Origin of the sequence: Streptomyces rubradiris (genome assembly GCF_016860525.1) — a bacterium.
Classification (GTDB): Bacteria; Actinomycetota; Actinomycetes; order Streptomycetales; family Streptomycetaceae; genus Streptomyces; species Streptomyces rubradiris.
This window is the reverse complement of sequence record NZ_BNEA01000001.1, coordinates 1,600,657-1,618,007: the sequence shown is the minus strand read 5'-3', so window position 1 is coordinate 1,618,007 and position 17,351 is coordinate 1,600,657. Positions and strand designations below refer to the sequence as shown.

Genomic DNA, 17,351 nt, shown 5'->3' with positions numbered 1-17,351 from the left:
GCACGGGCCACCGAACCGGAAGCGTTTTCCCGGCGCTCACCCGGGCACCCGCGCAACCCGGCGGGCCGCCCCGCCGCCGGCCCCGCCCCACCACCCACCCCCGACCTACGGTGACCACATGGACCACACCAGTGCCCTCGCCCGGCTGGACCGGCGCGTCGCCCGGTGCCGGGCCTGTCCCCGGCTGGTCGAGTGGCGGGAGGAGGTGGCCCGCACGAAACGGGCCGCGTTCGCGGACTGGACGTACTGGGGGCGGCCGGTGCCCGGCTTCGGCCCCGCCGACGCCCGGCTGGTGATCATCGGGCTCGCTCCGGCCGCGCACGGCGGCAACCGCACCGGCCGGATGTTCACCGGCGACCGTTCCGGAGACGTGCTCTACCAGGCGCTGTACGACGTGGGGCTCGCCTCCCAGCCCACCTCCGTCAGCGCGGACGACGGGCTGGAGCTGTACGGCGTGCGGGTCACGGCGCCGGTGCACTGCGCGCCGCCCGCCAACAAGCCGACCCCGGGGGAGCGCGACACCTGCCGTCCCTGGCTGGTGCAGGAGCTGACGCTGCTCCGGCCGACGCTGAGGGCGGCCGTCGTGCTCGGTGCCTTCGGCTGGCAGGCCGCGCTGCCCGCGTTCGCGGCGGCCGGCTGGACGGTGCCCCGACCCCGTCCGGCCTTCGGTCACGGCGCCCGGGTCGCGCTGGACGGCCTGGACCTCTTCGGCTGCTTCCACGTCAGCCAGCGCAACACCTTCACCGGCCGGCTCACCGCCGAGATGCTGCGGGAGGTCCTGCGTACGGCGGCGGACGCGGCCGGGCTGTCGTGAGCAGCCGGTACGGCCGCGCTCAGTCCTCCTCGCCGAACAGGTGCCGTACGGTCGAGCGGTAGTTGGCGCGGACGTGGCCGAGCGCGTGGGCGCGGGCCCGGTCCGGGTCGCCGGAGGCGATGGCCTCGTACAGTTCGCGGTGTTCGGCGAGGAGTTGGGGCCACTCCTCGTTGCGCCGGGTGAGCCAGCGCAGGCGGCCGTCGACCGGTTCCATCACCGAGATCAGCAGGCCGTTGCCGGCCATGGCGAGGACCCGGTCGTGGAAGCGGGTGTTGACGTCTGTGATCGCCTCGGCGTCCCCCGCCTCCGTCGCCCGGGCCGCCCGGCCGAGCAGGTCCCGCAGCTCCGCCAGCGCCTCCGGGGTCGCCCGGGCCGCCGCCAGGCCCGCCGCGTACACCTCCAACGCCTCGCGCAGCTCGAAGAGTTCGCGGACATCGGCCGGGGTGAGCCGGCGTACGACGGTGCGCCGGGCCGACTCGAAGAGGACGAAGCCCTCGGCGACCAGGGCCCGGATGGCCTCGCGCACCGGCACCCGCGAGACCCCGAACCGCTCGGCCAGTTCCCGCTCCACGAGCCGGTCGCCGGGCCCCAGGCGACCGGCGATGATGTCCTCCCGCAGGCTCGCCAGGACCCGCTCGCGCACCGCGCCCAGGGGTTCGGTCTTGGCCCGCCCGGGGCCCGTCGTGGGGCTCATGGGCCCATCTTCGCCGACGGCAGGGGTCTTTTACCGGGCCGTAACGGCGACGACATCGGTCCGGACGCTTGACGGCGGGACCATGACCGCAGTTTGGTATACCAAACGCGCTCGTCCGGCACACAAGGAAACCCGCCCGGCACGCAAGGAAACCCGCCGGGAAACCGCCGTCCTCCGTCCCCGCGACCCTGGAGGCCCCGTGTCCCTCGCCGACCGCGCCACCGCCACCGGCGCCGCCGCGTCCGTCCCCGACCCCCGCCTCGTCAACGAGGACCTCGCCCCCGCGAAACAGCGGAACTGGAAGGTCTTCGACCTGTTCGCCCTGTGGATGTCCGACGTCCACAACCTCGGCAACTACACCTTCGCCGCCGGCCTGCTGGTCCTCGGCCTGAACGTCTGGCAGGTCCTCACCTCCCTCCTCGTCGGCTTCGTGCTCATCTACGCGGGCATGAACGGGATGGGCAGGATCGGCCAGCGGCACGGGGTGCCCTTCCCCGTCGTCAGCCGCATCAGCTTCGGCGTCTGGGGCGCCAACTTCCCGGCGCTGATCCGGGCCGTGATCGCCATCATGTGGTACGGCATCCAGACCTATCTGGCCTCCGTCGCCGTCAACGTCATGCTGCTGGCCGCCTGGCCGGGCCTGGAGTCGCTGACGCGCTCCTCCTTCCTCGGCCTAGACGCGCTCGGCTGGATCTCCTTCGTCTCGCTCTGGCTCCTCCAGGCGCTGATCATCAGCCGGGGCATGGAAGCCGTGCGCCGGTTCCAGGACTTCTGCGGTCCGGCGATCTGGCTGGTGATGATCGCGCTGGCCGTCTGGGTGCTCGCCGAGGCCCACTGGCACATCCCGCTCACCGCCACCCCGAACCCGGTACCGGCCGGCGAGCAGTGGCGGCAGTGGTTCGGCGCGATCGGCCTGATCCTCGCCACCTACGGCACCCTGATGCTCAACTTCTGCGACTTCTCCCGCTTCGCGCCCGACCAACGGACGGTCCGGCGCGGCAACTTCTGGGGCCTGCCGGTCAACTCCACGGCGTTCGTGGTGGTCTCGGTGATCGTCACGGCGGGCTCCCTGGAGGCGTTCGGCGAGGCCATCACCGACCCGGCGGAGCTGGTCGCCAGGGTGGGCAACACGTGGGTGCTCGTCGTCGCCGCCCTGACCTTCGCCATCGCCACCATGGGCGTCAACATCGTCGCCAACTTCGTCTCCCCGGCGTACGACCTGGCCAACGTCTGGCCGCGCAGGATCACCTTCAAGGCCGGCGGGATGATCAGCACGGTGGCGGCCCTGGTGGTCACCCCCTGGAACCTCTTCTCCAACCCGGCCGTCGTCAACTACTTCCTCGGCGGCCTCGGCGCCTTCCTGGGCCCGCTGTTCGGCGTGATCATGGTCGACTACTACTGGGTCAAGCGCGGCAGGATCGACGTGGACGCGCTGTTCGACGCCCGGCCCGGCACCCCGTACCACTACCGCAAGGGCGTCAACCCCAAGGCGCTGTGGGCGTTCCTGCCGTCCGCCGCGGTCGCCGCCGTCATCGCCCTGGTGCGGACCTTCGGCGCGGTGTCCCCGTACTCCTGGTTCATCGGCACGGCACTCGCCGCCGGCCTGTACGCGGCGCTGTGCCGCCGGGAGCGCGCGGCGGCGGGACAGGAGGGCTGACGTGCGGATCGTCGTCACCAACTGCAACACCACCCGCGAGATGACCGAGGACATCGTCCGCGGCGCCCGTGGTGCCGCGGGCCCGGACACCGCCGTGACCGGACTGACCCCCGCCTGGGGACCGGAGTCCGCGGAGGGCTGGCTGGACAGCTACCTGTCCGCCGCCGCCGTCCTCGACGCGCTGCGCACCTACGCCGGCCCGCCCTACGACGCGGTGGTGCTGGCCGGGTTCGGGGAGCACGGGCGGGAGGGCGTACGGGAACTGGTGGACGTACCCGTGGTGGACATCACCGAGGCCGCGGCCCACCTCGCCTGCCTCCTCGGGCGCCGCTACGGCGTCGTCACCACCCTCGACCGGTCCCGCGGCCAGATCGAGGACAGCCTGGAGACCGCGGGCGTGGCCCGCAACTGTGCCGCCGTCGTCGGCACCGGCCTCGGCGTGCTCGACCTCGCCGCGGACCCGGCCCGGACCGAGACCGCCTTCCTCGCCGCCGCCGAACGCGCCCGGGACGCCGGCGCCGAGGTGCTGATCCTGGGCTGCGCCGGGATGACCGGACTGGAGCGGACGGTGGCACGGAAGCTCGGGATGCCGGTCGTCGACGGCGTAGGGGCGGCGGTCAAGCTCGCCGAGTCCCTGGTGGCACTCGGCCTGACCACGAGCCGCGCGGGTGGTTACGCCAAGCCGCTGCCCAAGCACCGGGTGTGGGGACAGCGGGCCGCACCCCCCGATGCCCCGGGGACACCGGGTGTGCGGGAGGTCCCGGTGCCTCAGGGGCGCCAGTCGTAGCGGACGTCCGGTTCGCGCTCCTCGTTGCGGCCGCCGTCGGTGAACGCCACGGCGGTGAAGCCGTGCCGCTCGTAGAAGCGGCGCGCGGGCTCGTTCACCTGGAACGTCCACAGGGTCAGCCCGCCCGGGCTGCGCTCCTTCGCCAGCGCGACGAACCGGTCCCCGATGCCCCGGCCCCGCCACCCGGGGTCCAGGTACAGCTGGTCCAGCGTCTCCCCGTCCAGCACCATCAGGCCGATCACACCGGCGCCGGCCGCCTCCGCCACCCAGGTCTCCCGCGCCGGCACCACGACCTCACGGAAGTAGTCCCGGACCTCGTCGTCCGTGTGCGGGCGGACGACGGTCGGCAGCGCGGCGTCGAAGGACCGCAGATAGACGTCGGCGACGGCACGGGCGTCGGCCGGCACGGCACGGCGCAGCACCACCGGGTCCGCCGCCGGCTCCGGCACCACGGCGGTTGCCGTGATCTCCACGAGCTGGCCGGGGTAGCCGAGGCAGCTCACGCCGAGCAGCGTGGAGGAGTGCGGTCCCGCGCTCAGCCCCGAGGACTCCACGACCTGCCACACCGCGGCCAGCGCCGCGCTGTCGTCGCCGACCACGTACACGTCCGTCGTCAGCACGTGCTCCAGATCGCTGCCGACGGCCCGCAGCTGCTCGCGCAGGTTCGCGATCACCTGCTCGGCCTGGCGCACCGGGTCCCCCGTCCCCACCAGCTTCCCGTCGGCGGTCAGCGGCACCGAGCCGGCGAGGAACGCGAGTCTCGTGCCCGCCTCGACGACGGAGGCGTGGGAGTAGGTGGGCGGAGGGAACAGGGCGGGGGCGGTCACACGCCGTATCACGAAGAGGCTCCTACGGGGGGTGGTGGACAGGTGTCCGATGATCCGGCCCGCCCGGCCTCGCCCGCATCCGAATTAACGGGGCCCAGAGACCGTCCTGACGACGCCAAGGAGGCCGTCGGGGCGTCGCGCTCATGAAGGGTGGTCGTGCTTATGAAGGCGAGGGGGCCCTCCGGGCATTGCGTTCATAAAGAAAACGGCCGTCCCGGCAGGTTTCACATGGGCGAAACGTGAGTGTTCCCTTCACGCGGGGAACGCGATCTACCGTGGAACCACCTCCACCGGCCACCGTCGTCCGAAGGCCCACCCCCGCCCTCGAATGAACAGGAGCCCCGTGCCCCGGCCCGCCCTGCCCGCCGTACCCCCCTGGCTCGCCCACGCCTTCCGCGCCCAGCGCGAACCCGTCCCCTGGAACGCGGTGTGCCGGGGCGCCCTCGCCGCCGGACCGGCGCTGCTCGCCGGGATGCTCCTCGGCCGGACCGCTCTCGGGGTGCTCGCCGCCATCGGTGCCATGCTCGCCGGCATCAACGACCGGCCCGGCGGCCGGCGGGCCTCCGTGCGCCGGCTCGGCGTGCCCGCGTGCGCCGGAGCGGCCGGGCTGCTCGTGGGGACGTATGCCGGGCAGGGGCTGACCGCCGTACCGCTGACCCTGGTGCTCACCACGCTGGGCCTGGTCGCCGGCGGCGTCAGCGCCGTCGGGCCCGTCGCCTCAGCGGCCGGTACCCAGCTGCTCGTCGCCGCGGCGGTCGGCGCCGGGATGCCCGCGGCCGACTCCGGCTGGCAGCGCGCCCTCGCCTTCCTCGCCGGGGCCGGCTGGCTGCTCGTGCTGCGGCTCGTCCTGCCCACCCCCGGCTCGCTCGCCGGGGACTTCCGGTTCGACGGGGAGCGGGCCGCGGTCGCCGGCGTGTACGACGCGATCGCCGCGCTCGTCGAAGCCGCGGGCGGCGCGCACGCCACCGCCCGGCGGGCCGCGCTGACCGCCGCGCTCGACCACGCCCAGGACGCCCTCGCCGGACCCCGGCTGCGCGGATACGCCGCGTCCGCCGCCGAACGCCGGCTGCACGCGCGGTTCGCCGCGGCACTGCCCCTCGCCGAGGCCGCCACCGCCCTGTGCTGGGCGGGGGAGCCGGTGCCGGCGCGGGCGGCGCAGGGGCCCCGGCGGCTCGCCGCGGCGGTCCGCGCCGACACCGGACCCGGCCCGCTGCCCGCCCCGCACCTGCCGCGCACCGGGCTCCGCGTCCGCGAGGCAGCCCCCGTGCTCCCCGCCCTGCGCGCCCTGGACGACGCCCTGCTGCGCGCCGCCGAGGCCTTCGACCGGGGCGAGGGCGCCCACCGCGGGCTGCCCGTCCGGCGCCGGGGCCCGCGCCGGGCGCTGCGGGCCGCACTCGGTCCCGGCGGGCGCGAGTACGGTCTGCGCGTCGCCCTCTGCTTCGGCGCCGGCGCGGCCATCGCCCAGGCCCTGCACCACGCCCGCTGGTACGGGCCGCACGCGCACTGGTACTGGCTGCCCGCCACCGCCGTCTTCCTCGTCAAGCCCGACCTCGGTCCGCTCGCCTCCCGGGTGCTGTGCCGGGCCGCGGGCACCGTCCTCGGCGCCCTGGTCTTCGCCGGGCTCGCCGCGCTGCTGCCCCGCCCGGCCGGACTGATCGCGCTGGTGGCGGTGTGCGGCGCGCTCATACCGGTCGCCACCCGGCACTTCGCGGCGCTCACCGCCGTCGTGACCGTCCTCGTCCTCGCCCTGATCATGGCCGGTGGCGAACCCCAGGCCTCGGCCGGCCGGATCGGCGAGACCCTGCTGGCCTGCGCGCTCGTGCTGGTCGTGGGACACCTGCCGATGCCGGGGGAGCGGGGCGGCCGGGTACGCGACCGGCTCGCGGCGGCCGGGGGCGCGGCACACGCCTACCTGCTGCACGTCCTCGGCCCGTCCGCCCACGAGTACGCCGCCGGGTCCGGGGCCCGCGCCGAGCGGTGGTCGACGGGCGGGGGGCCTGGTGACGGCGTCGGGCGGTGGTCGACGGGCGGGGGGCCTGGTGACGGCGTCGGGCGGTGGTCGACGGGCGGGGGGCCTGGTGACCGTGCCGAGCGGTGGACGTCGGGCGAGGCACCTGACGACCGCGCCCGGCGGTGGGCGTTGCGCCGGGAGGCATACCGGACCCTCGCCGAGGCCCGGACCGCCATCTCGCACGCCGCCGCCGAACTGCCCGCGCTGGCCCGGCACACGGAGGGCACGGACGCCGTCGCCGAGGCCCTGGAACGGCTCGTGGACACCACCACGGCCTGCGCCGTGCACCTCGACGACACCGGGCGGCTCACCCCCCGGCACCTCCGGCGGCTGCGCGAGGCGCTGGAGGAGCTGGAGCGGCTGGAGCGACAGGGTGTACGGGTACCGCTGCCCGCCGCCGCGTAGCCGTACGCACCGAGCCGCCGTACCTGTACGAGTCGCCGTAGCCCTACGGTCTTGGCGGTACCGTCGGCCGTCGTGTCCGCAGTCGTACCGGAGGATCCCCCACCACCCGGCGAAAACCCGTACGTTGGTCGTATGAGTGCCGTTGGGATCGCGGGTGGCTCTCCCGCCGACCTCGTCGTCACCGGCTGTGCCGTCCTGGTGCACGACGACGCGGAACGCATCGGTTTCCGCGAGGACGCCGCGATCGTCGTCCGTGACGGGGCGATCGACGCGGTCACCACGGCCGCCGCCGCCCGGGACGTACCGGCCGTGACGCGGATCGAGGCGTTCGGGCAGGTCGCGCTGCCCGGTCTGATCAACTGCCATACGCACGCCCCGATGGTGGCCCTGCGGGGGCTCGCCGAGGACCTGCCGACGGAGCAGTGGTTCAACGACGTCGTCTGGCCCGTCGAGACCAACCTCACCGAGCGGGACGTGGCGCTGGGGGCGCGGCTGGCCTGCGCCGAGATGATCCGGGGCGGGGTGACCTGCTTCGCCGACCACTACTTCCACATGGACGCGGTCGCCGACGTCGTCGCCGAGTGCGGGCTGCGCGCCCACCTCGGGCAGGTCTACTTCTCCGGCCAGGGGCCCCGGGGCCGGGAGGCGTCGCTGGAGTTCGCGCTCCGCCGGCGCGGCGCCGCCGACGGCCGCGTCACCACCGCGCTCGCCCCGCACGCCCCCTACACCGTCACCGACGCCGACCTCACCGCCACCGCCGTACTCGCCCGCGCGCACGGCCTGCCCGTCCACATCCACGCCGCCGAGAACCGCGACCAGACCGAGACCAGCCTGGCCCGGCACGGCCGCACCCCCATCGAGATCCTGGACCGCGCCGGCCTGCTGGACACCGACCTGCTCATCGCCCACGGCACCGGCATCCTGGAGCGGGACCTGCCGCTGCTGGAGCGGACCGGCGGCCGTACGGCGGTGGCCACCGCACCCCGTGGCTACCTGAAGTTCGCCTGGCCGACGACCACTCCGGTGCGGGCGCTGCGCGCGGCCGGCGTCCCCGTCGGCCTCGCCACGGACGGCGCCGCCTCCAACAACTCCCTGGACGTGTGGGAGGCGATGGCGCTGACGTCACTCATCCAGAAGTCCGCCGAGGGCGACCCGCGCTGGCTGACCGCACGTCAGGCCCTGCACCACGCCACCTCGCAGAGCGCCCGCGCGGTCGGCCTCGGGGACCGGATCGGCTCCCTCGCGCCCGGCCGGCGCGCCGACATCGTCCTCGTCGACCTCACCGGCCCGCACACCCAGCCGGTCCACGACCTCGCCGCCACCCTGGTGCACAGCGCCCGCGCGGCCGACGTCCGTACGACGATCGTCGACGGCCGCGTCCTGATGCGGGACCGCGTCCTGCTCACCCTCGACGTGGAAGACGTCGTACGGGAGTTGACGCGGCGGCTGCCCGGGCTGACCGCGCGCGGCCACGGACGGCGCGTCCAGGAGTACGACACCTGAGCCCGCCGCCCGGCGGAACGCGGGTGGCCTGGGAGCCCCGTGAGACTGGCCGAAAAACTCCCCCTCCGCAGCGATGAGTTCCGCGCACGCCGACGGTCACCACCCCGGACGGACCGTCGGACAGGAGGGCTCATGTCGTTTCCGGAGATCGTCTCGCGTGAGCGGTGGCGCGCAGCGCGCGAGGAGTTGCGGCGCAAGGAGGAGGCGGCCAGGAGGGCGCGCGAGGCCCTGGACGCCGAGCGCCGGAGGCTGCCCATGGTCGAGGTCGACCCGGAGTACGTCTTCGAGGGCGGCGACGGCAAGGCCACCCTCCTGGACCTCTTCGAGGGCCGGGCCCAGCTCGTCGTCCACCACTTCATGTTCGCGCCCGAGTGGGAGACCGGCTGCCCGTGCTGCGCGGCCTTCCTGGACCAGGTCGGCCACCTCGCCCATCTGCGCGCCCGCAACACCTCCTTCGCGGCCGTCTCCCGGGCGCCGTTCACCCGGATCCTGCCGTTCAAGGCGCGGATGGGCTGGGCGGTGCCCTGGTACTCCTCGGCGCACAGCGACTTCAACCGCGACTTCGAGGCCACCGTCGAGACGGACGGCGAACTGGTCGAACGCGCGGGCGTCAGCTGCTTCCTGCGCGACCACGACCGGGTCTTCCACACCTACTCGCTGTACGACGACGGGCTGGACGTGCTGGGCACCACCGCGGCCCTGCTCGACCTGACCGCGCTCGGCCGCAACCCCGCCGGCAGCGACCGGCTGCGGCTGCACGACGAGTACGACTACTGACCGGGACTGCGCCTGCTGATACGCGAGGTACGGGCGGCGATACGGAGCGTACGGTTCGTGTCACCGAGGTGAACGGATTCTCACGGTCCGCGCCGAACCGGTGTCGGCCAGGTCTCAGTACCGTCACCGGGCGAGGCGTTTTCCCTCTCCAGAGCGTTGACTCCTTACACGTACGACGCTTCTGGAGGTCGAGATGGTGAACGGGCGAAGAGTGCTCGAACGCTTCCCCGCCGGTGGTCCGCGCGGCTCCTGGCCCGCGGAGGAGTTCGCGCACGCGCGACGGCTGGAAGGCCTGCCCGCCGAGGTCGTCATGGACCTCGCTACGGACGCGTTCCTGGTGATCGTCCGCGGCGCCGACCCGTCCGAGTGAGCCGGCCGGGCGGGGCGTGACGAGGCGTACGGGGGTGTGAGGAGACGTACGGGGCGGGGGACGTACGGGGGCGGGGTGGGCGAGGTGTACAGGGGGCACACGGGGTGCGCGGGCCGTGCGCCGCGTACCAGGGGGCGTGCAGGGCGTACGAGAGGCGTGCGGGGGGTTACGCCGACGCGGCTCGTGACCAGTCCGGAGCCGTACCCGTCACCCGGCACAGGGCCAGGTAGAGCGGGATCGGCGGGGTGTACGGGACGGTGCCCGCCGGGCGGTGGATCAGCCGGGCGGTGCCGGTGGCCAGGGCACCCGTGGTGTAGCGGGCCGGTGCCGGCCAGGGCAGGGCGTAGTCGGAGTCCGACGGCACGATCCACCACCACTGGGAGCCGTCGGTGTACACGCAGCCCACCCTCGGCAGCCGGGGTACGACGAGCGGGCCCAGCCGGTCGGGCACGGCCACGGCGTCCCAGCCGAGCGGCGCGGTCATGCCGTCCGGCAGCGACAGCGGCCGACCCGCGTCCTGGTCCGGGACTGACCGCCGGCGTTGCATCCGGACGAGCGTGTCCAGGCCGAAGGCGCTCTCCGGACCGGCACTGGTACCGGCAGCGGCACGGGAACGGGGTCCGGCGCCGACTTGGGAACTGGCGCCGGCGTGGGAGCCCGCACTGGGATGGGACCCGGCACCGGCGTGGGCCCCGGCACCGGCATGGGCCCCGGCACCGGCATGGGACCCGGTACCGGCGTGGGACCCGGTACAGGCATGGGAGTCGGACCCGGCCTCGGCACCGGTCCCGGTGTCCCCGGTCCGTCCGGCGCCGGCGGTGCCCGTCACGGGCCCTCCCGGTGAGGACGCTGCTCGGGCGTGCGGCACGGGTGTCCCGCCGCCGCCGGGTGCCGGTGCGGCCCGGCGTGGAGGGCGGCGCCGTCGTACTGCCCCGGCTCCCGCAGGGGACGCTCCGCCGCGGCCTGCTGGTCCTCCCCGGAGTCCTCCGGGCGGCCCGGCTTGGGGCGGGCGCCCCAGCCGAGGTCGGCGCGCGGCTCGGGCGCGTCCTCGGCGGTGTCGGTGCCGCGGGGCAGTTCGGCCCAGACCAGCAGGCCGGGGCCGTGCTCCTGGGCGCCCCAGGCCCGGCACAGCGCGTCGACGAGAAGCAACCCCCTCCCGTGCTCCTCGTCGGGTCGCTGCGGGGACGGGTGGGGCTCGCCAGGAGCACAGCCCTCGTCTCGGACGGCTATGCGCACCATGTCGTCGTGGTCGTGCAGCTCGCACACGACCCGGCTGCTCGCGGTGTGCACGATGGCGTTGGTGACCAGCTCGGATATGACCAGGGCCGCGCTGTCACAGGTGTCCGCGCAGACCGCCCAGCCGGACAGCCGGGTCTGGGTCAGGCGTCTTGCCTGGGCGACGGAACCCGGATGTGCGGCCAGCTCGAAGCGGAACCTGCGTCCGGCGGCGCCTCCGTGGAGGGCTGCCCCCTCCACCAGGCCCGAACCGGCTCGCGCGGGGATGCCCCCCTCGGCACCGAGGCCGGCACGGCCGGCGGCGGCGTCTGTTCCTAAAGGCGCGGACGGAATCACGCCTGCCACTATCGCCCCGTCGCGGACACTTGGCAAGAGTCACTCTGAAAAATGCAGAGTGTTAGGGACTCTGTCAGGGAGCGTGGCACACTGCTCGCAACAGCACCTCGCGCGGCGCCAATTGGAGTCGTCGGAGATCGGGCCCGGTCTTCGAATGAACCTTCGAATGGCGCCGCAGGGCTGTCGGGAAACTTTCGGTGGAGGTGGGAGCGTGAGCGAACCGCGGTCCGCGCCGACGGTGGGCCAGGTGGTCCTCGGCCGGCGCTTGCAGGACCTGCGGGAACGCGCCGGGCTGAAGCGCGAGGAGGCCGCCCGCGTTCTCCATGTCGCACCCGCCACCGTCCGCCGCATGGAGACGGCGGAGGTCGCCCTCAAGATCCCGTACCTGCAGCTGCTGCTGAAGGCCTACGGCGTCCCCGACGACGAGGCCGATGTCTTCGTCCAGCTGGCCGAGGAGGCGAACCGCCCCGGCTGGTGGCAGCGGTTCCACGACATCCTGCCGGGCTGGTTCTCGATGTACGTCAGCCTGGAGGGCGCGGCCAGCCTCATCCGGTCCTACGAGCCGCACTTCGTCCCCGGCCTGCTCCAGACCGAGGACTACGCGCGCGGCGTGCTGAAGTCCGGTGCCGTCGGACAGACCAGCCCGGACGACATCGAGCGCCACGTCGACCTGCGCATGCGGCGCCAGGCCCTGCTCACCCGCCCCGACGCCCCCCGCTTCTGGGCGGTGATGGACGAGACCGCGCTGCGCCGTCCGGTCGGTGGCCCGGAGGTCATGCGCGCACAGATCGACAAGTTGCTTGAGGCCACGGAGTTGGCCCATGTGACGCTCCAGGTCGCCCCGTTCGCCAACGGGCCGCACCCGGGGACGTACGGGCCCTTCGTGCTGTTCCGATTCGCCGTGTCCGAACTGCCGGACATGGTCTACAGCGAGTACCTGACCGGCGCCGTCTATCTGGACGCGCGCGCCGAGGTGGCGACCCATCTCGAGGTCATGGACCGCATGGCGGCGCAGGCCGCTACGGCACAACGCACGAAGGAGATCCTCCGGGATCTCCGCAAGGAGCTGTGAATGGATCGCATCATGCCGCGCGGACGCGTCTACAACGGCATGCCCGCGCGGGAGTTGGGCAGCGAGGGGTGGCACAAGCCCTGGAGCGGCGGCAACGGCGGGAACTGCCTGGAGGCGATGAAGCTCGCCGACGGGCGGATCGCCGTACGCCAGTCGACCGATCCGGACGGACCGGCGCTGATCTACACCATGGACGAGATGACCGCGTTCATAGAAGGCGCCAAAGCGGGGGTGGCCGACTTCCTGCTGTCCTGAACTCGCCGACGGCCCGGCCCGGCGCCCCGTCGAGGTTTTTGATTCTTGGCTCAACTTTCCTGTCGTGACCCTCTGTCGTGACCACGAATTGACCGTTCCCCGCGTCCTACGCTCACGGAGTGCCGCATGAACAGGGCATGGCCCGACCGGGTGTACGGGAGTCACGCCGCCGCAAGCACCTCGCACAGCGCCTCCAGCGCCGCCCCGTAGGCGTGGTCGGCCGGGGCCGCGTACCCCACCACCAGGCCGTCGCCGGCCGATGCAGGGCCGTCCGGGTGCCGGAACGCGGCAAGACCGTCGAGGGCGATGCCCCGCCGCGCGGCGGCCTCCACCACCGTCTGTTCCGTGCCGGGCGGCAGCCGCAGCACCGCGTGCAGCCCCGCCGCGACACCCGTCACCTCGATGTGCGGCGCCCGCTCGGCCAGCGCGGCGACCAGCCGGTCACGCCGGCCCCGGTAGCGCTGCCGCATCCGCCGCACATGCCGGTCGTACGACCCACCGGCCATGAAGTCCGCGAGCGCCAACTGGTCCGGCACGCTCGCCCACCCCTCCCGCTCGCCCTTCGCCGCCAGCACCGGCTCCACATACCGCTCCGGCAGGACCATCCAGCCCAGCCGCAACGCCGGTGACAGGCTCTTGCTGACCGACCCGATGTGGATCACCCGCTCCGGGTCGAGTCCCTGAAGCGCGCCGACGGGCCGGCGGTCGTAGCGGAACTCGCCGTCGTAGTCGTCCTCCAGCACCACCGACCCCCGCGCGCGTGCCCAGTCGATCACCGCCGCCCGGCGCTCCGGACGCAGCGGTCCGCCGGTCGGGAACTGGTGCGCGGGCGTCAGCAGCACGGCCCGCTCGCGCCCGAGCGCCGCCACTCGCGCGCCGTGCTCGTCCAGCGGCAGCGGCACCGTGCGCACGCCGGCCGCCGCGAGCAGGTCCCGGTGGAAACCGAGACCGTACCCCTCCACACCCAGCGGCCCCCGCAGCACCCCGCCTCCGGCCGGCCCGCCCCAACCGCCTGTCCCGCCGGGCGTGTCCCGGCCGAAGAGCAGCCGCAGCGCGTGCGCGAAGCCCGAGCAGATCACGATCCGGTCCGGCTCGGTGCGCACCCCACGCGCGCGTGCCAGGTATTCCGCCAGCGTCTCCCGCAGCTCCCGGCGCCCGGCCGGATCGCCCGGCCCGAACGCCTCGCTGGGTGCCGCCTGGAGCGCCCGGCGGTACGAGGCCGCCCACGCCGCGCGGGGAAAGGCCGAGGCGTCCGGCCTGCCCTGCCGCAGATCGTGCCGTGGGCCACGCGCGCGTGCCGGCGCCCGGGCCGGCGCACCCACGGCCTGGCGCAGCGGGCGCGCCCGCTCGGCGACCCGGGTCCCCGAACCCTGCCGGGCGGTCAGCCAGCCCTCCGCGACCAGTTCCGCGTAGGCGTCGGCCACCGTGTTGCGGGCCACGCCCAGGTCCGCGGCGAGTGACCGGTACGGCGGCAGCCGGGTGCCCGGAGCCAGCCGGCCTCCGCGCACGGCCTCCCGCAGCGCCCGGGTCAGCGCGGCCCGCCGGCCCCCCGGTCCGGACAGCTCCAGATGCAGGTCGACGCCGATCCGCTCCGCGTAATTGACCCACGATTCCGTCATGGAAATGCACCCTACTATCGGTCTTTCCGGCTCCTACGGTGGAGCACATGACCACGGACACGCACACCGTCAGCACCTCCGGCCGCACTTCTGACGGCACCTTTGACAGCACCTTCGACCCCACCACCGGGATCGCCGCCGCCGAGGCCGCCCGCACCCGCCTGGACTTCGCCAAGGCCGCGCCGGAGGTCTACCGCGCGATCATCCGCTTCGACACCGCCGCCCGAGCGGGCCTGGACCCGGCCCTGGTCGAACTGATCCAGATCCGCGCCTCCCATCTCAACCACTGCGCCTACTGCCTGCACATGCACACCAACGACGCCCGCAAGGCCGGGGAGAGCGAGGACCGGCTCCACCTGGTCGCCGTCTGGCGGGAGGCCCGGCACTTCTTCACCTCCAAGGAACAGGCCGCGCTGGCCCTGACCGAGGCGGTCACCCTGATCGCCGACGGCGGTGTCCCCGACCCCGTCTACGCCGAGGCCGCCGCCCACTTCGAGGAACGGGAACTGGCCCAGGTCCTGTCCCTGATCCTCACCATCAACACCTGGAACCGGGTGGCCCTGGCCACGGGGAAGGTGGCGGGCACGGACGAACGCACCGGCTGAGGACGGGTCGACGGTGGGGGCGGGCTCGTGGGGTGGCGGAGGGTGGGCCGACGGATGGATGCGGGCTCGTGGGGTGGCGGAGGCGGTCCGGCCTGGGGGATGGCGAAGCCGGTCGGGCCCGTGCGGCGGCAGAGCCGGTGACACCCGGTCGTCCGGTCGTCCGGTCGTCCGGTTGGTCGTGGAGGGAGCATGGTGGTGCGGGTTGCCCGCGCGGTCGTGGGGGGAGCCGGGTGGCGCGGGTTGCCCAGGCGCTGTGGGAGGGAGCCGGGTGGTGCGGGTTGCCCGGGCGGTCATGGGGAGGGGCAGCCGGGTGGTACGCGTTGCCCGGGCGGAGCCCTGGGCGCGTTCGGCGGTGCCGTCGCTCAGACGGTCATCGGCCGGTCAGCGGGGGTGATCGGAGCCGGGAGCCGGGAACTCCCCGTCAGATAGCGGTCGACGGCCGCCGCGACCGCCCGGCCCTCCGCTATCGCCCAGACTATGAGCGACTGCCCGCGCGCCGCGTCCCCCGCGGCGAACACCCCGGGGACGTTGGTCGCGAACCCGTCGTCCCGGGCGATCGTGCCGCGCGGCCCCAGCGCCAGCCCCAGCTGTTCGATCAGACCGTCCTCCCGGTCCGGCCCGGAGAACCCCAGGGCGAGCAGCACCAGGTCGGCCGGGAGCGCCCGTCCGGTGCCCGGCAGCGGAAGCCGCCGCTCGTCGACCTCCACCAGATGCAGTGACCGTACATTCCCCCTCTCGTCCCCCGTGAAGCGGAGCGTGGACGCCGCGAACAGCCGGGCGTCCGCGTCCGCCGCCGGCGCCGTCCGCAGCTCCCCCGCCTCCTCGTGCGCGGCCGACAGCCGGTAGATCTTCGGATACGTCGGCCACGGGTCGCTGTCCTCGTCGCGCTCCGCGCCCGGCTGGGCGTAGATGTCCAGCTGGGTGACGGACGCGGCCCCCTCGCGCACCGCCGTGCCCAGGCAGTCCGCCCCGGTGTCCCCGCCGCCGACGATCACCACGTGCTTGCCGGCGGCCGACAGTGGCGAGACCTCCAGATCCCCTTCGCACACCCGGTTCGCCAGCGGCAGATACTCCATCGCCTGGTGTATTCCGTTCAACTCCCGGCCCGGTACGGGAAGTTCCCGCCACGCCGTGGCGCCGGTCGCGATCACCACCGCGTCGTACCGGCCTCGCAGCTCGGCCGCCGGAACATCCCGGCCGACCGCTGTCGAGGTGCGGAACTTCGTCCCCTCGGCCAGCATCTGCCCGATCCGCCGCTCCAGATGCCGCTTCTCCATCTTGAACCCGGGGATGCCGTACCGCATCAGCCCGCCGATCCGGTCGTCCCTCTCGTACACCGCGACCGTGTGCCCGGCCCGGGTCAACTGCTGCGCCGCGGCCAGCCCGGTGGGTCCGGAGCCGATGACGGCGACCGTCTTCCCGGACAGCCGCTCGGGCGGCCGGGCCGGTGTGAAGCCCTCCTCCCACGCCCGGTCGGCGATCGCGCACTCGACGTTCTTGATGGTGACGGCCGGCTGGTTGATCGCCAGCACACACCCCGACTCGCACGGTGCCGGGCACAACCGGCCGGTGAACTCGGGGAAGTTGTTGGTGGCGTGCAGCCGGTCGGAGGCGGCTCGCCAGTCCTCCCGCGAGACCAGGTCGTTCCACTCGGGGATGAGATTGCCCAGCGGACAGGCCTGGTGGCAGAACGGGACGCCGCAGTCCATGCAGCGGTCGGCCTGCTCGCTGATGATGGGCAGCAGCGCTCCCGGGACGTACACCTCGTCCCAGTCCCGCACCCGCTCCTCGACGGGCCGCCGCGGCCACTCCTGGCGCGGCGTGGTCATGAACCCCTTGGGATCGGCCATGGCGTCTTCCTCGCGTACGGGGCACCACAGGCGCCGGGTGTGCGAAGGTCCGTCCGACATCGGGCAGCACTCTTCCGGCCACGATACGTCCCCACGGGCCCCCGCGCAGAGCGGCGGACAGCGCTTTCTGCCGGGGTTGCACGCGACCTTGGGATCAGAAGGCGCCCATGCGCGGACAGACGGCGCTTCATACGTGCACAAGCGACGCCGGCGGCGGAACCGACGGCCCGACCGTGATGCCGGCAGGCCCGCTCGCACCCATGGCTCCGGCAGGCCCGCTCGCGCCCGCGGTCCCCGCCTTCCGCCCGCCGGCTGCTCAGCCCGTGGCCGCCACGGCTTCCACGGCCACCACCTTCTTCTCCTGCCAGGCCCGCAGCACCCTCTCCACGGCCGGCGCGATCCGGTGCCGTGCCTCTTGCCGTGACTTTCCCCGTGCACCCGCACGCCTCTCACCCCCGTCCATGCGTCCTCCCTTCCTTCCGGTGCCACATCTGCTTATCGGCCTCCCCGTCCTTGTCCTCCGCCACCGGACT

17 protein-coding genes and 1 pseudogene are annotated in these 17,351 nt (G+C 74.0%); 10 read left to right on the top strand and 8 right to left on the bottom strand.

Annotated elements, in window-relative coordinates; genetic code table 11:
* The first annotated feature begins 118 nt into the window (after positions 1-118).
* Entirely contained in the window at positions 119-814 is a 696-nt protein-coding gene (locus tag Srubr_RS07510; RefSeq protein ID WP_189996675.1) for a uracil-DNA glycosylase, read from the top strand.
* A gap of 19 nt (positions 815-833) precedes the next feature.
* Here the strand turns inward: Srubr_RS07510 and Srubr_RS07505 are convergent, their stop codons facing one another.
* Positions 834-1,508 (bottom strand): GntR family transcriptional regulator, encoded by a 675-nt coding sequence (locus Srubr_RS07505; RefSeq protein WP_189996676.1) that lies wholly within the window; start codon positions 1,506-1,508, stop codon positions 834-836.
* A gap of 199 nt (positions 1,509-1,707) precedes the next feature.
* Here Srubr_RS07505 and Srubr_RS07500 point away from each other — a divergent pair, with 199 nt between their 5' ends.
* A complete protein-coding gene (locus Srubr_RS07500) occupies positions 1,708-3,165 on the top strand; it encodes an NCS1 family nucleobase:cation symporter-1 (protein ID WP_189996677.1) in 1,458 nt (485 codons plus the stop codon).
* A gap of 1 nt (position 3,166) precedes the next feature.
* Positions 3,167-3,952 carry an aspartate/glutamate racemase family protein gene (locus tag Srubr_RS07495; RefSeq protein WP_189996678.1) on the top strand — a complete coding sequence of 262 codons (786 nt, stop codon included), beginning with the start codon at positions 3,167-3,169 and terminating at the stop codon, positions 3,950-3,952.
* On the opposite strand, the gene Srubr_RS40255 is transcribed toward Srubr_RS07495, so the two are convergent.
* Positions 3,934-4,401, bottom strand: a complete 468-nt coding sequence (locus Srubr_RS40255) for a GNAT family N-acetyltransferase (RefSeq protein WP_229926745.1) — start codon at positions 4,399-4,401, stop codon at positions 3,934-3,936. The two genes, Srubr_RS07495 and Srubr_RS40255, sit on opposite strands and share 19 nt — an antisense overlap.
* Positions 4,390-4,791: pseudogene (locus tag Srubr_RS41820) on the bottom strand (RidA family protein); the annotation flags it as partial. The gene Srubr_RS40255 and the pseudogene Srubr_RS41820, both read right to left, overlap by 12 nt.
* A gap of 331 nt (positions 4,792-5,122) precedes the next feature.
* On the opposite strand from Srubr_RS41820, the gene Srubr_RS07485 reads away from it, so the two are divergent.
* From Srubr_RS07485 to Srubr_RS07470, 4 genes are all read left to right on the top strand, one after another.
* Positions 5,123-7,195 (top strand): FUSC family protein, encoded by a 2,073-nt coding sequence (locus tag Srubr_RS07485; RefSeq protein WP_373313553.1) that lies wholly within the window; start codon positions 5,123-5,125, stop codon positions 7,193-7,195.
* A 132-nt stretch (positions 7,196-7,327) separates the two neighbouring features.
* Positions 7,328-8,698, top strand: coding sequence for an amidohydrolase (locus Srubr_RS07480; protein WP_189996681.1), 1,371 nt, complete (start codon positions 7,328-7,330; stop codon positions 8,696-8,698).
* A 132-nt stretch (positions 8,699-8,830) separates the two neighbouring features.
* On the top strand, positions 8,831-9,475 hold the full coding sequence (locus Srubr_RS07475; protein WP_189996682.1) for a DUF899 domain-containing protein: 645 nt from the start codon (positions 8,831-8,833) through the stop codon (positions 9,473-9,475).
* A 193-nt stretch (positions 9,476-9,668) separates the two neighbouring features.
* Positions 9,669-9,845 carry a hypothetical protein gene (locus tag Srubr_RS07470; protein WP_189996683.1) on the top strand — a complete coding sequence of 59 codons (177 nt, stop codon included), beginning with the start codon at positions 9,669-9,671 and terminating at the stop codon, positions 9,843-9,845.
* A gap of 166 nt (positions 9,846-10,011) precedes the next feature.
* Here Srubr_RS07470 and Srubr_RS07465 read toward each other — a convergent pair whose 3' ends face one another.
* Together Srubr_RS07465 and Srubr_RS07460 are read right to left on the bottom strand one after the other, a co-directional pair.
* Entirely contained in the window at positions 10,012-10,392 is a 381-nt protein-coding gene (locus tag Srubr_RS07465) for a hypothetical protein (RefSeq protein WP_189996684.1), read from the bottom strand.
* A 278-nt stretch (positions 10,393-10,670) separates the two neighbouring features.
* A complete protein-coding gene (locus tag Srubr_RS07460) occupies positions 10,671-11,426 on the bottom strand; it encodes an ATP-binding protein (RefSeq protein ID WP_189996685.1) in 756 nt (251 codons plus the stop codon).
* Between the two features lie 202 nt (positions 11,427-11,628).
* Between Srubr_RS07460 and Srubr_RS07455 the strand changes: the two genes are divergently transcribed.
* Both Srubr_RS07455 and Srubr_RS07450 read left to right on the top strand, forming a co-directional pair.
* Positions 11,629-12,489 (top strand): helix-turn-helix domain-containing protein, encoded by an 861-nt coding sequence (locus tag Srubr_RS07455; protein WP_189996686.1) that lies wholly within the window; start codon positions 11,629-11,631, stop codon positions 12,487-12,489.
* Positions 12,490-12,744 (top strand): DUF397 domain-containing protein, encoded by a 255-nt coding sequence (locus Srubr_RS07450; protein WP_189996687.1) that lies wholly within the window; start codon positions 12,490-12,492, stop codon positions 12,742-12,744.
* 161 nt (positions 12,745-12,905) lie between these two features.
* Here Srubr_RS07450 and pdxR read toward each other — a convergent pair whose 3' ends face one another.
* On the bottom strand, positions 12,906-14,363 hold the full coding sequence (pdxR, locus tag Srubr_RS07445) for a MocR-like pyridoxine biosynthesis transcription factor PdxR (protein ID WP_189996688.1): 1,458 nt from the start codon (positions 14,361-14,363) through the stop codon (positions 12,906-12,908).
* Between the two features lie 47 nt (positions 14,364-14,410).
* Between pdxR and Srubr_RS07440 the strand changes: the two genes are divergently transcribed.
* Positions 14,411-14,968: a carboxymuconolactone decarboxylase family protein gene (locus Srubr_RS07440; protein ID WP_189996689.1), complete on the top strand. Its 558-nt coding sequence runs from the start codon at positions 14,411-14,413 to the stop codon at positions 14,966-14,968.
* A 362-nt stretch (positions 14,969-15,330) separates the two neighbouring features.
* Here the strand turns inward: Srubr_RS07440 and Srubr_RS07435 are convergent, their stop codons facing one another.
* Both Srubr_RS07435 and Srubr_RS07430 read right to left on the bottom strand, forming a co-directional pair.
* The gene (locus Srubr_RS07435; protein ID WP_189996690.1) at positions 15,331-16,818 is read right to left on the bottom strand and encodes a glutamate synthase subunit beta; all 1,488 of its coding nucleotides are present in this window, start codon (positions 16,816-16,818) and stop codon (positions 15,331-15,333) included.
* Between the two features lie 316 nt (positions 16,819-17,134).
* Positions 17,135-17,281: a hypothetical protein gene (locus tag Srubr_RS07430; RefSeq protein ID WP_189996691.1), complete on the bottom strand. Its 147-nt coding sequence runs from the start codon at positions 17,279-17,281 to the stop codon at positions 17,135-17,137.
* Between the last annotated feature and the right edge of the window lie 70 nt (positions 17,282-17,351).

What these genes read in the sequence shown, in the direction of transcription:
- Srubr_RS07510 (WP_189996675.1), top strand. Translation starts at nt 119, where the DNA reads ATGGACCACACCAGTGCCCTCGCCCGGCTGGACCGGCGCGTCGCCCGG.
- Srubr_RS07505 (WP_189996676.1), bottom strand. Translation starts at nt 1,508, where the DNA reads ATGAGCCCCACGACGGGCCCCGGGCGGGCCAAGACCGAACCCCTGGGC.
- Srubr_RS07480 (WP_189996681.1), top strand. Translation starts at nt 7,328, where the DNA reads ATGAGTGCCGTTGGGATCGCGGGTGGCTCTCCCGCCGACCTCGTCGTC.
- Srubr_RS07475 (WP_189996682.1), top strand. Translation starts at nt 8,831, where the DNA reads ATGTCGTTTCCGGAGATCGTCTCGCGTGAGCGGTGGCGCGCAGCGCGC.
- Srubr_RS07470 (WP_189996683.1), top strand. Translation starts at nt 9,669, where the DNA reads ATGGTGAACGGGCGAAGAGTGCTCGAACGCTTCCCCGCCGGTGGTCCG.
- Srubr_RS07465 (WP_189996684.1), bottom strand. Translation starts at nt 10,392, where the DNA reads ATGCAACGCCGGCGGTCAGTCCCGGACCAGGACGCGGGTCGGCCGCTG.
- Srubr_RS07450 (WP_189996687.1), top strand. Translation starts at nt 12,490, where the DNA reads ATGGATCGCATCATGCCGCGCGGACGCGTCTACAACGGCATGCCCGCG.
- pdxR (WP_189996688.1), bottom strand. Translation starts at nt 14,363, where the DNA reads ATGACGGAATCGTGGGTCAATTACGCGGAGCGGATCGGCGTCGACCTG.
- Srubr_RS07440 (WP_189996689.1), top strand. Translation starts at nt 14,411, where the DNA reads ATGACCACGGACACGCACACCGTCAGCACCTCCGGCCGCACTTCTGAC.
- Srubr_RS07435 (WP_189996690.1), bottom strand. Translation starts at nt 16,818, where the DNA reads ATGGCCGATCCCAAGGGGTTCATGACCACGCCGCGCCAGGAGTGGCCG.
- Srubr_RS07430 (WP_189996691.1), bottom strand. Translation starts at nt 17,281, where the DNA reads ATGGACGGGGGTGAGAGGCGTGCGGGTGCACGGGGAAAGTCACGGCAA.